Source organism: Thioclava litoralis, assembly GCF_045278885.1.
Lineage (GTDB): Bacteria > Pseudomonadota > Alphaproteobacteria > Rhodobacterales > Rhodobacteraceae > Thioclava > Thioclava litoralis.
Window position 1 is genome coordinate 131,578 of the sequence record NZ_CP135444.1, and the last position, 12,791, is coordinate 144,368.

Annotated in this window: 11 protein-coding genes and 1 pseudogene; 4 read left to right on the plus strand and 8 right to left on the minus strand. The window is 63.3% G+C overall.

Annotated elements, in window-relative coordinates; translation table 11 throughout:
* Positions 1–11 precede the first annotated feature (11 nt).
* The gene (locus tag RPE78_RS14310) at positions 12–1,301 is read left to right on the plus strand and encodes an FAD-binding oxidoreductase (protein WP_330647192.1); all 1,290 of its coding nucleotides are present in this window, start codon (positions 12–14) and stop codon (positions 1,299–1,301) included.
* Between the two features lie 248 nt (positions 1,302–1,549).
* Positions 1,550–2,158, plus strand: a complete 609-nt coding sequence (locus tag RPE78_RS14315) for a GntR family transcriptional regulator (RefSeq protein WP_330647193.1) — start codon at positions 1,550–1,552, stop codon at positions 2,156–2,158.
* On the opposite strand, the gene RPE78_RS14320 is transcribed toward RPE78_RS14315, so the two are convergent.
* The 7 genes and pseudogenes from RPE78_RS14320 to RPE78_RS14350 all read right to left on the minus strand — a co-directional run bounded on the left by RPE78_RS14320 (position 2,094) and on the right by RPE78_RS14350 (position 8,728).
* Positions 2,094–2,927: a methyltransferase domain-containing protein gene (locus RPE78_RS14320; RefSeq protein ID WP_330647194.1), complete on the minus strand. Its 834-nt coding sequence runs from the start codon at positions 2,925–2,927 to the stop codon at positions 2,094–2,096. The two genes, RPE78_RS14315 and RPE78_RS14320, sit on opposite strands and share 65 nt — an antisense overlap.
* Positions 2,924–3,559, minus strand: a complete 636-nt coding sequence (locus RPE78_RS14325; RefSeq protein ID WP_330647195.1) for a pimeloyl-ACP methyl esterase BioG family protein — start codon at positions 3,557–3,559, stop codon at positions 2,924–2,926. Before RPE78_RS14325 ends, RPE78_RS14320 begins: the two co-directional genes overlap by 4 nt.
* Positions 3,560–3,689: 130 nt before the next feature.
* A pseudogene (locus tag RPE78_RS14330) lies at positions 3,690–4,517 on the minus strand (aminotransferase class III-fold pyridoxal phosphate-dependent enzyme); the annotation flags it as partial.
* On the minus strand, positions 4,514–5,134 hold the full coding sequence (gene bioD / locus RPE78_RS14335) for a dethiobiotin synthase (RefSeq protein WP_330647196.1): 621 nt from the start codon (positions 5,132–5,134) through the stop codon (positions 4,514–4,516). The pseudogene RPE78_RS14330 and the gene bioD, both read right to left, overlap by 4 nt.
* A complete protein-coding gene (locus RPE78_RS14340; protein WP_330647197.1) occupies positions 5,131–6,264 on the minus strand; it encodes an aminotransferase class I/II-fold pyridoxal phosphate-dependent enzyme in 1,134 nt (377 codons plus the stop codon). The genes bioD and RPE78_RS14340 overlap by 4 nt, the downstream gene beginning before the upstream one ends.
* Before the next feature lie 10 nt (positions 6,265–6,274).
* Positions 6,275–7,255, minus strand: coding sequence for a biotin synthase BioB (gene bioB / locus RPE78_RS14345; protein WP_330647198.1), 981 nt, complete (start codon positions 7,253–7,255; stop codon positions 6,275–6,277).
* A 258-nt stretch (positions 7,256–7,513) separates the two neighbouring features.
* Positions 7,514–8,728 (minus strand): GTP-binding protein, encoded by a 1,215-nt coding sequence (locus RPE78_RS14350; RefSeq protein ID WP_330647199.1) that lies wholly within the window; start codon positions 8,726–8,728, stop codon positions 7,514–7,516.
* A 345-nt stretch (positions 8,729–9,073) separates the two neighbouring features.
* Between RPE78_RS14350 and RPE78_RS14355 the strand changes: the two genes are divergently transcribed.
* Together RPE78_RS14355 and RPE78_RS14360 are read left to right on the plus strand one after the other, a co-directional pair.
* Positions 9,074–9,976 (plus strand): EamA family transporter, encoded by a 903-nt coding sequence (locus tag RPE78_RS14355; RefSeq protein WP_330647200.1) that lies wholly within the window; start codon positions 9,074–9,076, stop codon positions 9,974–9,976.
* A 59-nt stretch (positions 9,977–10,035) separates the two neighbouring features.
* Positions 10,036–10,368 carry a DUF2322 family protein gene (locus tag RPE78_RS14360; protein WP_330647201.1) on the plus strand — a complete coding sequence of 111 codons (333 nt, stop codon included), beginning with the start codon at positions 10,036–10,038 and terminating at the stop codon, positions 10,366–10,368.
* A gap of 57 nt (positions 10,369–10,425) precedes the next feature.
* Here RPE78_RS14360 and RPE78_RS14365 read toward each other — a convergent pair whose 3' ends face one another.
* The gene (locus tag RPE78_RS14365; protein WP_330647202.1) at positions 10,426–12,312 is read right to left on the minus strand and encodes a PhoX family phosphatase; all 1,887 of its coding nucleotides are present in this window, start codon (positions 12,310–12,312) and stop codon (positions 10,426–10,428) included.
* Positions 12,313–12,791: the final 479 nt, after the last annotated feature.

Genomic DNA, 12,791 nt, shown 5'->3' on the forward strand with positions numbered 1-12,791 from the left:
AGGGGGAAGAGATGGATTATCACTCCTACTGGCATGACACATCGACCCCCTTCGCCCATGCCCAATCCGGCGCGGTCGAGGGGCAGTTCGACGTGGTCGTGATCGGCGCAGGCTTCACCGGCCTGAACGCCGCACGCAAACTGGCGAAGGAAGGTGTCCATGTGGCGGTTCTGGACGCCGCCCATGTGGGCGCGGGCGGATCGGGGCGCAATGGCGGGCATCTCAATAATGGCATCGCTCATGGTTATGGCGACGCCAAGGCACATCTGGGGGCCGAACAGGCACACCGCCTTTACAAAGCCTATGACCGCTCGATCGACATGATCGAGGCGCTGGTGGCCGAAGAGGGCATCGATTGCAACTTCCGGCGGTCGGGCAAGCTCAAACTGGCCTCGAAACCGAGCCATGTGGCGGGGCTGCGGGCCAATTTCGAGCTGATCCACCGCGAGGTCGACCCCGAGACCCGCTGGATCGAACGGCCGGGACTGGCACAGGAGATCGGCTCGGACGCCTTCCATGCCGGAATGCTCTACGAAAAAAGCGCGATGATGCATATGGGGCGCTATGTGAACGGTCTGGCCGAGGCCTGTCACCGCCACGGCGCGAAACTCTGGGAATATGCCCCGATGACGGCGCGGCGCAAAACCGCGACGGGCTGGGACATCCTCACACCGCGCGGCACCCTGTCGGCCAACCGTGTGATCCTTGCCACGGGGGCTTACGGAGGGGTCGTGCCCGAGGCACCGCTGAGCTATTTCCGCAAGCGGATGATTTCGGTCGGGTCCTTCATCATCGCCACACGCCCGCTGAGCCCCGCAGAGGCGGCCAGCATCGCCCCCGCCAACCGGACCTATGTCACCTCGATGAATATCGGCAACTATTTCCGGCTCTCGCCCGATAACCGGCTGATCTTCGGTGGCAGGGCGCGGTTTTCGGCACGCTCAGATCAGGCCTCCGACGCGAAATCCGGCGCAATCCTGCGCCGCGCGATGCTGCGCCTGTTCCCCCAGCTTGCTCCGGTGGAGATCGACTATTGCTGGGGCGGGCTCGTGGGCATGACCAAAGACCGTTACCCGCGCGCGGGCGAAACCGATGGTCTGCTTTACGGCATGGGCTATTCCGGCCACGGGGCGCAGATGTCGACGCTGGTCGGGCAGGCGCTGGCCGATATGGCCTTGGGACGCGCCGGAACCAACCCGCTGGCCGGGCTGGAATGGCCCACCATCCCGATGTATAGCGGCAAACCGTGGTTCCTGCCTCTGGTGGGGATGTATTTCGGGCTGAAAGACAGGCTCTCCTAACTCCCGCCCCGCCCCCCCCCCCCCGCGCCAAGGGCCGCACCAAGAGGGCCGCACCAAGGGCCGCGCGTCCTGCGCGGCTCGTCGTGCGGGGATAGGGTGTAATGCGGCGTCAGGCGCGGGAAAGATGCTGTCTTTTTCCTCCGACGGTCGGGGGATGTGGAATATCGGCCTCTGCTCGGTTGCCCGATCTGTCACGCCGTTGTAATCAGCTAGAACCTGCCCATCCGCCGCCTCTCAAGGGAGATAGAGTGTCCTATCAGCCAACCACAAAATCGGATACTATCGCCCAGCAACTGTCCACGCGCATCATCCGTGGCGAATTTGCCCCGGGCGAAAAGCTGCGTCAGGATCTGATCGCGCGCGAATACGGGGTCAGTCAGGTCACCGCCCGCGAAGCCCTGCTGCGGCTGGCCTCGCAGGGGCTGGCCATCAGCCTGCCCCGTCGCGGCATGTGCGTCACCCCGATCGACAAGGATGCGATCGAGGAATTGCGTCTGATGCGCCACGCGCTGGAGCCACTGGCGCTGGAGCGGTCGGTTCCGTATCTGAACCCCGCCCAGATTGCCGAGATCGAACATCTGCACGAGGCCTGCAATGCCGCCGCGACCGCCGAAGATTGGGAAGAGGCCAATCGCGGCTTCCACATGGCGATTATCGCAGGCTGCCACATGCCGCGCCTTGTCAGCGAGATCAGCAACCTCCAACTGCTGTATGCGCGGCACTTCAAAGCCCGCTATAGCGACAAATGGCGCCGCAGGGACGACCCTGACCACGCCGCGATCCTCAGCGCCATCAAGGCCCGCGATGCCGCACGTGCCCGCACGGTGATGCAGCGCCATCTGATGCGCTTTTCCTGATCGGGGCAGCTCCGACCGGTTTGCGCGCCACGATCCACACCGCCTGATAGGTCAGCGACACCCCCTGCGCCGTGCCGAACTGCTGTCGATAGGCGGCCTCGAAACGGGCAAGGCGGGCGCGGGTCCAGTTTTGTCGCGCCTGTCCGTTGACCCCTGTGCGGCGCAAATGACGCAAGACCTCGCGCGGCGAGGGGAAATAGAGCGGCAAGAGATCCTCGCCACAGGCCAGAACGTCCAGATCGGGCGCCACGGCTGCGGCCAGAGCGTGGCGAGGACACAGCCCAGGGGCCTGTGCCTGCGAGCCGAGCGCGGACAGTTCACGGAAATGCCCGGGCCCGAAGCCCGAAAGCGCCAGCCACCCCCCCTCCGGCAAGGCCCGCGCGGCCCGTCGCACCAGCGCCAAAGGGTCGGGCAGCCACTGGATCATCGAGGCCGACGCGATAAGCGAGGGCACCTCGGGCCAGTCGAGCGCGAGGGCATCGCCGCAGAGGAACGTCGCTCCATACTGCCGTGCCGTCTGGCAGGCCGCAGGGGAAAGGTCATTGAGCGTCATCTGGGGACAATCGAACTGGCGTTGCAGCCGCGCGGTCAGATGCCCCGTGCCGCAACCGAGTTCAAGCACCGAGCCGAACCGCGCCGGTGCACCGGCACGGGCCAGCGCCCCCACCAGCAGATCCGCAATCCGCGCCTGCGGGCAGGCCGCTTCGTGATAACTGTGGAAGCTGCGGCTGAAGCTGCGCTGCACCCGCTGGGACAAAAGTGCGCTCATTGCAGCCAGTCCTGCCAGTCCTGCCCCGCCCGAAACGGCACATGGGGTGCATCGACAAACCGCACAGCCGCAGCGCGGGAGTGCCACGCATATTCCTGTGCCTGTGGCGGCACGATCCTGTCGCGGCGGGGAATCCAGATCCGGTCGAAGGCATAGGCGGGCGCAGGGCCGCGCGCCATCACCGCCAGCAATTCGGCACGGGCCGCCTCCAGATCAAGCTGCGGCGCAGGGCCTGCCAGTCCGGCGCGACGGCAGAAGGTGGCAAATGTCGCCGCCGTCAACCCCTCGGCGGTGGCCCGCACCCGCTCGGGCGGTATGCCGGAGGTGACGGATGCAGGGGTCAGGGTTCCGGCGATCGCGACAGAGCGACGGAGGCGGAGACCCCGCCCCGCCAAGTTCTGCCCCGCCAACCAATGCGCCGCGCCTGCAACGCCGAAGGAATAGGCCAGAAGATCGATATGGGCATATCCCTCCAGCGGGGGCAGATCGACCGTCAGATCCTTGTAATCATCCAGCAAAAGCACATCGGTCTGGCCCACCATCCCCGCAAAAGCCGCCGCGCCAAGCGCCCATCCGCCAAAGACCAGAAGCAGGTCGCGGTGCTTCCGTGGCCCGAGCCATTGCCCTTTCATCGGGCTCCCTCCGCCAGTTCCAGCATGGCAGTGCTGACCTTGCGCAATTCGGCAGGGGTGATCACGAAGGGCGGCATGCAATAGATGTTGCGCCCAAAAGGACGCAGCCACACGCCCGTCTCGCACGCCCGCCGATGCACAGGATATCGGGGGTGACGGCGGCATGATCGGCCGCAAACAGCCTGCCCGTGCGCCCGAACCCCGTGGCGATCTCGTCCAGGATCAACAAAATGCCATAGTCCCGACACAGCGCCTGCGCGCCCTGCAACCACGCGGGGTGATAGAAATACATCCCCCCCGCCCCCTGCACCACCGGCTCCACGATCAGCGCCGCCAGCCGGTGCGCGTTCCGCGACAGGAGCACCTCCAGCGCGCCCAGCCCGTTCTGTGCCGGATCGGCAGACCAGTCCTGCCCGAAGGCAATCGGCGGACGCGGCAGGAAATGCTGGATCGAGAGCGCGCCCTGAAACAGGCTGTGCATCCCCGTCTGCGGGTCACAGACGCTCATCGCCTTCCATGTATCGCCGTGATAGCCACCACGGATCGTGGCAAACTCGGCCCGCTCCGGATGGCCCATCGCCCTTTGGTATTGTACCGCCATCTTCAGCGCCACTTCCACCGCGACCGAACCGCTATCGCAATAGAACAGCCGGTCCAGCCCCTCGGGCAGAAGCGCCACCAGACGCTGGCCCAGATCGATTGCGGGCATATGGGTCAGGCCACCAAACATCACATGCGGCATCCGGTCCAACTGGCGGTGCATCGCTGCGGTAATGGCGGGATGGCGATGGCCGTGCACCGCGCACCACCACGAGGACATCGCATCGATCATCCGCCCGCCATCGGCACGGGTCAGCCACACGCCCTCGGCCTCGGTGACAAGATGCATCGGACCGGGATCGAGCACATTGGTATAGGGGTGCCACAGATGGCGGGCGTCAAAGGCAAGGGCTGTCACAGATGGCTCCGGATGGTGGCAAGATCGATGCCGTCAAAGGCGCGGGCAAGGCTGTCGCGCCCCAGATCGGGCAGCAGCGGCAGGCGGCCCAGACGGGGAATGGCGCAGGTGTCCACGATGCTCTGCTCGACATCGGGGGCCGGATCGCCCACGAACGCGACGCCAATCACCGAACAGCCCGCCGAACGCAGAGCCAGAAGCGACAGCGCGGTATGGTTGATCGTGCCAAGCGCCGTGCGCGCCACCAAGATCACCGGAGCCTGCCAGAGCCGGAACATATCCAGAAAGAAGGCTTTGCGCGTCAGCGGCACCATCACGCCCCCCGCGCCTTCCACCACCAGCGGCCCGTCCACCGCAGGAAGGGCCAGCCGGTCCGGATCGATCTCGATGCCTTCCGCCTCGGCAGACAGATGCGGCGAGGCGGGGCGGCGCAGGCGGTAGGCTTCGGGCAGAGGCGTCACCCCTGCCAGTCTTGACACGATCAGGCTGTCGGTCTCCTCCTCCAGCCCCGACTGGACAGGTTTCCAGTACTGCGCACCAAGCGCCGCTGTCAGACCTGCGGCAAACACGGTTTTGCCAATGCCGGTATCGGTTCCGGTAACGATGACGGCGCTCATGCGGCCTCCTTCTGATAGGCGGCGAGGGTTTCGAACAGGGCGGCAATTTCGGCAGGGGTGACATTGCCCGTCACCGAGATCCGCAGCCGCGCCGTGCCGCGCGCAACGGTGGGCGGGCGGATCCCACGCAGGTCGAACCCCTGCCCGCGCAAACGATCTGCCCATGCCATCACCTGCGCATCCCCGCCCAGTATCACCGGAATGATCTGGCTGTGCAGTCCGGCGCGGTCGATCCGGTGCAGCCGCGCCTGATCATGGGCAAAGGCAATCCGCGCCTGCGCCTGTGCCACCAAGGCAGGCGTTGCGGCCAGATGCGCGAGAACCTCGCGCAAGAGTGCAGCCGTAAACGGGGCCGGCGCGGTGGCAAAGATGAAAGGCCGCGCACGGGAGACCAGACTATCGATAAAAACCTTCGCGCCACAGACAAGCCCGCCCGAAACGCCCAGCCCCTTGCCGCATGTATGCAGGCTGAGAACCTCGGCCTGCAGACCATGCGCCAACCCGCGCCCCGACGGGCCAAACACCCCGGTGGCATGGGCCTCGTCCACCACCAGCACCGCCTCTTCCGCCTGTGCGAGGCGGTCGAAGGCAGCCAGCGGCGCCAGATCGCCCTCCATCGAATAGACGCTTTCCACCGCAATCCAGACCTGCCCGGCCCCCCCCGATGCCCGCCAGTCCGCAATCGTCTGGCGGGCCGCCTCGACATCATTATGGGCAAAACTGCGCAGGTCGGCCCGCCCCAGCCGGAAGCCCTCATGGGCGCTGGCATGGACCAGCGCATCATAGGCCACCAGATCGCCCGCCGCAGGCAGCGTCGAGAAGATCGCCTGATTGGCCTGAAAACCGCCGCCCATGAACAGCGCCGCTTGCGCACCGAAAAAGGCGGCGGCTTCGGCCTCCAGCGCCTCGTGTTCGGGATGGTTGCCGCGCAAGAGCCGCGAGCCCCCCGCGCCCAGAGGCACATCGCGCGCCAGAACCCGCAGCGCGGCTTCCTTGAGAAAGGCCGAGCCGGTCAGGCCAAGATAGTCGTTCGAGGCAAAATCCACCCCCTGACGTGGCGCGACAACCCTGCGGCGATGGCGTGCCTCCAGATGGCCGAGCATATCGTCCAGACGCGCGAGAGCCTTCATTGCGCCGCCCTCACTCTGCGGCTTTTGTCTCGCAGCGCCCTGCCATTGTCTCGGCACGCAAGCCGAGCTTGGCAAACAGGACCGCATCCTTGTCCTCTTCGGGGTTTTCTGCCGTCAGCAGGGTCTCGCCCACAAAGATCGAATTCGCACCCGCCAGAAAACACAGGGCCTGCATCTCGTCGCTCATCTCGCTGCGCCCTGCCGAAAGCCGCACATAGGAGGCCGGCATCATGATCCGTGCCGTCGCGATCAGCCGCACGAAGTCGATCGGGTCCACCGGCTTGGCCTCTGCCAAAGGCGTATCCGCCTGCGGCATCAACATATTGATCGGCACGGAATCGGGCGCAGGGTTCAGATTGGCCAGCGTGACCAGCATATCGACGCGGTCCTGCGCATGCTCGCCCATCCCCAGAATACCGCCCGAGCAGACTTTGATCCCCGCCTCTTTCACGCGGTTGAGGGTGTCGATCCGGTCAGCGAAACTACGCGTGGTGATCACCTCGGGATAATAGCGCTCGGAGGTGTCGATATTATGGTTATAATAATCGAGACCGGCATCGCGCAGGCGGATCACCTGACTGTCATCCAGCATACCAAGCGTCATACAGGTTTCCATGCCCAGACCGCGCACCCCTTCGACCATCGCCACAAGAGCGTCCATGTCGCGCTCTTTGGGCTCGCGCCATGCTGCCCCCATGCAAAACCGCGTGGCCCCTCCGTCACGCGCCTTGCGGGCCGCGCTGAGAACACGCTCCACCTCGATCATCTTCGAAGCGGAAAGCTGCGAGCCGTTCCGCGCCGATTGCGAACAATAGGCGCAATCCTCGGCACAGCCGCCGGTTTTTATCGATAGAAGACGGGAGGTCTGGATCTGGTTAGGATCGAAATTCTCCCGATGCACCGATTGAGCGCGAAAAAGGAGATCCATTAGCGGCATATCATAAAGAGACTTTGCGGCCTGGCTGGTCCAAGTGCTGGCTGTAGTAGACATTATCGACAAAAACCCAATATTTCATATCTCGTAAATTTATTATCGATACTATGAAAGGCATCAAGCCCTTTTCTTGCCCTGCGCCAGACAAGCCTAGCAACCAGCGCCTAACCTCCTACAGAAAAAAGAAAAAACGTTACGTCCGCCCCGCAATCCGCGCGGACCAAAGGCAAAAGCGCATAAAAACGCCCCCGCGAGGGAGTGTCGCGGGGGCGGGCTCGCCCTGCGGCATAGGGACCGCAAGACAAAACGGATGGATCAGGCCGCTTCGGGCTGACGCCAGCGCGGGAAGGGGTCGGGCAGGTCGGCCCAGCGATGCGGCGGGCACTCTTCGGGGTCGACAAGGGCCGCATCAAGCGCCTTGGTGATCCCCTCCTTGTCGAGCCCCGCCCCGATAAACACCAGTTCCTGACGGCGGTCGCCATAGGGCTCGGCCCAGTGATGTTCGAGATATTGCCGCGCGCTGGGGCTGTCGGGCCAGCGATCTTGCGGCACCGATGCCCACCAGATCCCCATCGGGCGCACCGCCGAAAGCGCCCCCGCCAGCGAGAACTCCGCCAGCCAGTCGGGGCGGGTCGCAAGCCAGAAATGGCCTTTTGCACGGATCACCCCCCGCAGCGGCCCGTTCAGCGCATCATGGATGCGTTGCGGATGGAAGGGCAAACGCGCGCGATACACGAAAGAGGACACGCCATATTCCTCGGTTTCCGGCACATGATCGGCAAAACCATACAGCTCTTTCGCCCAGAGCGGGTGGTCATGCGCGGTGTCGAAATCGAACAGGCCCGTGTCGAGAATACGCTCGGGCGCAACCTGCGAATGGTCCGTCTCGATGATCTGCGCATCAGGGTTCAGCGAGGTGATGATCTTGCGCGCCGCATCCACCTTGGCAGGCCCCGCATCGCTGACCTTGTTCAGCACCACCACATCCGCGAACTCGATCTGGTCAACCAGCAGGTCGACAATCCGCCGCTCGTCGCCCTCGCCCAGACTTTCGCCGCGATCGGCGATGAAATCATGGCTGGAATAGTCGTTCAGCAGGTTGGCCGCATCGACCACGGTCACCATCGTATCAAGCCGCGCCACATCCGAGAGGCTGTCGCCGTTTTCATCGCGGAACTCGAAAGTCGCCGCCACAGGCAGCGGCTCGGCGATACCGGTGCCTTCGATCAGCAGATAATCGAAACGCTTTTCTTCCGCGAGACGGCGCACCTCGGCCAGAAGATCGTCACGCAGGGTGCAGCAGATGCAGCCATTCGTCATCTCGACGAGCTTCTCCTCGGCATGGCTCAGCTCTGCCCCGCCCGAACGCACCAGATCGGCGTCGATATTCACCTCGGAAATATCATTCACGATCACCGCCACACGGCGGCCTTCGCGATTGTTCAGGATCGCATTCAGCAATGTCGTTTTTCCGGCGCCCAGAAAACCTGAAAGCACCGTGACCGGCAAGCGGGTATCTTCGACTGACATGGTAGGCCCATCCTTTATGTCATCTTTTGTTATGTTATACTATAACAAATCATATCCTGTCACAGAGTGCAAGAGGCCATATGACCGGCGCCCACCCTATCTGTCTCGCGCCACCAAGAGAAAAACCCCTCCGACGGCTGGACCTGTCGGGATCTTTGACCTAGCCTGCCCCTATCGACCGAGTGGCAACTAGGGTTCCGGGCGCGATGCGCCGTCAGCGACCGAGCGTTGCAGAGACCGGAGGCCATATCCTCTGGCTGCACCCGAGGGATAAAATCCCAGAGGCGGAGACGTCGAGATCAACCAACGCCCGAGCACGTCTTCGGGCGCATCAAGGGGGTCTCCATGACGCTATCTGCCATTCTTCTGGTGCTCTGCGCCGCTTTTCTTCACGCGGGCTGGAATTTGCTGGCAAAACGGGCGGCTCAGGCCGGACCGGTTTTCGTGCTGGCCTATTCGGCCTGCGCCTGCCTGATCTACACGCCTTGGGTGGTTTGGATTTTCTGGCGCAGCCACATTGCGGAAAGCGCCGCAGGCCTTGATGCCACCGGCCCGAGCCTCACGGGGCTACTGGTGATGGTGGCCAGCGGGCTGATCCATCTGGCCTATAATCTCTGCCTGCAACAAGGTTATGCCAAGGCCGATCTGTCGGTCGTCTATCCGGTCGCCCGCGGGACGGGGCCGCTTCTGTCGGTGCTCGGGGCGTTTGTTCTGCTGCAAGAGCCTGCCAGCCTCACAGGCATCGCGGGGATGCTCTGCGTGGTGACAGGGATCGTGCTGATCGCGTCACAAGGACGACTGGCGATGTTCTGGCGACCGGAGGGGCGGACGGGCCTGCTTTGGGGGCTTCTCACCGGCAGCCTGATTGCCTGCTACACCCTGACCGATGCGACCGCCGTCAAGCTGCTGGGGGTGGCACCTGTCCTGCTGGAATGGGTGTGCAACCTGATGCGCGTGGCCATGCTGGCCCCTCTGGCCCTGAAAAACCGCCATCTTGCAGGTCAGCGCATGCGGGGGCACTGGCGACGGGCGGCGGCCATCGGGCTCTTTTCGCCACTGGCCTATATTCTGGTGCTCACCGCCATCGCGCATGGGGCACCGCTCAGCCTCGTGGCCCCGCTGCGCGAAAGCTCGATGATGGTCGGGGCCTTGCTGGGGATGGTGCTGCTGAAAGAGGCGGTCGGTCCGGCACGTCTGGCAGGATGCGCCATTCTGGTGCTGGGGGTCGTCTTGCTCTCGGGCAGCTAGGCTCGCCTGCGCAAAGCTGGTATGGGCGGAACCACCGATGATGATGAAAGGATGTCCCCATGATCGCCCCCACCGCCTCTTTCAAAGACAATCTGGCGCTTTTGCCACCCATCGACGGGCTGAGCCATATCGAATTGCTGGATGCGACAGGGACGGTTCTGGCCTGCATCGAGAACAAGCCGGGCAAACAGGGCTCGCTTGCCGTCTATCACTATCTCGCCCAGATGTTCGGGGCGCTGGATGCACAGGCCGCAACCTACGCCATCGCGCTTTTTGCCGAACATAGCCTTGATGCCAAGGCCCGCCCCGGGGCGCATCCCAATATCGACCGGCTGTTCGAGATCACCCAAGGAGCGCCCGCGCAGACACTGCGCGTGGTCGCCAAGGCCTAAGCATAAAACGCCCCTCCCCGCCAAGCGCGCGGGAAGGGGCGGCCATAGGGCGATGGCTCAGCCAACCAGCGCGGCGTCGTCACGCTTGACCGCGATCACGGTCGAACGCGGCAGGCCACTGTCCGAAGGCCAGCTTCCGCCGGGGTGCTGGATGCCGACAAACATCGTGCGGCGGTCTGCCGACCAGCACAGGCCGGTGATCTCGCAGCCCGTCGGGCCGGTCAGGAAGCGCGCAATCTCGCCGGTGACGGGATCGCCCGCAAGTTGCTGGTTGTTGCCCATGCCTGCGAAATCGCCTTCATTGCTGTCTTCGCCATCGGTCTGGATCCACAACAGGCCCGCGCTGTCGAAGGTCATCCCGTCGGGCGAGTTGAACATATTGCCCTGCGTGACATTTTTCGAGCCGGCATAGGCATCGCCATGCACGGTCGGGTTGCCCGCCATTACGAACAGATCCCATCTGAACGTATCCTTCGCGTGGTCATCCTCGTCGGGATACCAGCGTACGATCTGGCCGTAATGGTTGGCCTGACGCGGGTTCGGACCACCAACGGGGGTTTCGTCACCACCGGCATTGGGCTTCACACCACGGTTCTTGTTATTGGTCAGGCAACAATAGGCCTCGACCGCATAGGGGTTTACGGCAATCCATTCGGGACGGTCCATCGTGGTCGCGCCCAGCTTCGAGGCCGCCTGACGCGCGAAGATCAGCATCTCGGCCTTGTCCATGCCGGTGCTCTCCGGCGTCAGCGCCATCCATTCGCCGGTCTGGTCATCATTGAACTTGGCCACATAAAGCGTGCCGTCATCCAGAAGACCATCCGTCGGCTGACCCGCGACATAGGGGTTGGTCGACACGTAGCGATACAGGAACTCGCCGCGCTCGTCATCGCCCAGATACACCACCACACGCCCGTCGGGCGCCAGCGTCACCTCGGCGTTCTCGTGCTTGAAACGGCCCAGAGCGGTGCGTTTGACCGGCGTGCTATCGGGATTGGTCGGATCGATCTCGACCACCCAGCCGAAGCGATGCGGCTCGTTGGGGTTATGCGAAAGATCGAAGCGCGCATCGAATTTCTCGTAGCCATACTGGCTTTCGTCTGCCAGCCCGTACCGTTCGTAACCGGCCTGCACCAGATCCGACAGCCCCTCGGCCTTGCCACCGAAATAGCCGTTAAAGTTTTCCTCGCAGGTCAGATAGGTGCCCCACGGGGTTTTGCCCGCCCCGCAATTTCCCATCGTGCCCAGCACATTCCGGCCCTCGGCATCCGCAGCCGTCTGCAACAGCGCATGACCCGCTGCCGGACCGGACATGGTCATCGGCGCATTGTGATGCAGACGGCGATTGAAGCGCGATCCCTTGACCGGCGCGAAACCGCCCTGCCCTTCGGCGATTTCCATCACCGTGACACCTTGGAAATTCTGCAGCATCCGCACATCCTCAGCCGATTGCGGCACGCCGTCCTTGGTGTGGGGAAGGTTGGTTTCGGGGTTCACATATTCATTGTTCACGGCAAGGATCTCGTGCCCGCCGATCTGGAAGGTCTCCATACCGTCGGTATTCTCGCCAAAGACCTTATCGGAGTCTGCCAGCGACACACCTGTGGTGGCCTCGAACCCGCGCACATCCTCGAACAGGGCATCGCCCCAGCTGACCATCGGCTTCCAGTTCCAGCCCTCGGGGACGTGGACAGTCATATCGGTCTGCGCGTCAATCGGCGTGAAGGGGAAGCGCGACACGGCCTGCGCCTGTGCCGAGGTCGAATTCAGAAGCCCCGCCCCCATCGCGACCGCGCCCGAACCAAAGGCTACGATCCCGCTCAGGAAACCACGGCGCGAGATTGCGCGTTCGACAACACGATCGAAGTCATTCTCTTCCGGACGGGGGAAATGCAGCTCGTCCCATTCATCTGCGGGCATCTTGTGTGGCGGCAGCTTGCTCATCTTGGCGATCCTCAAAGGTAATTCGTGAGCAAGGAGTTAATAAGCCCATGAAAAAGTTTCGTGACAGTCCGGACAAGAAATTGCGACACACATGCCGGGGGAATGCTGTGAGCGCTGACAGAAGTATTTTGCGATTTATGTAGAAAAAATCTTGACTTGTCAGCCAAAGCCCCCAAATCTTGCGATGACATGGTGGGCAGAGGTTGTGCCCCGCGCCAAAGATCAAGCAAACCACTTGTTCCGGCGGCATGTCAGGTAAGGTCCCGATTGCGCCGCATTCCGGCCCCGTTCGGGCATTTACCGCCTGTGTCAGAAACATCTTTCGGGATGCACGGCACATTGTTCTCCGGCTCGCCAGCTTGGAAAATTCATGAAACTGTCATGGATTTGTTTCCAATTTGGAAAGTTTCGGGGCGCATACTCTTCTCGTCCTCCCTCTGCAACCTGCAGGAAGACGAAACACGCCAAGCTTGCTTTAC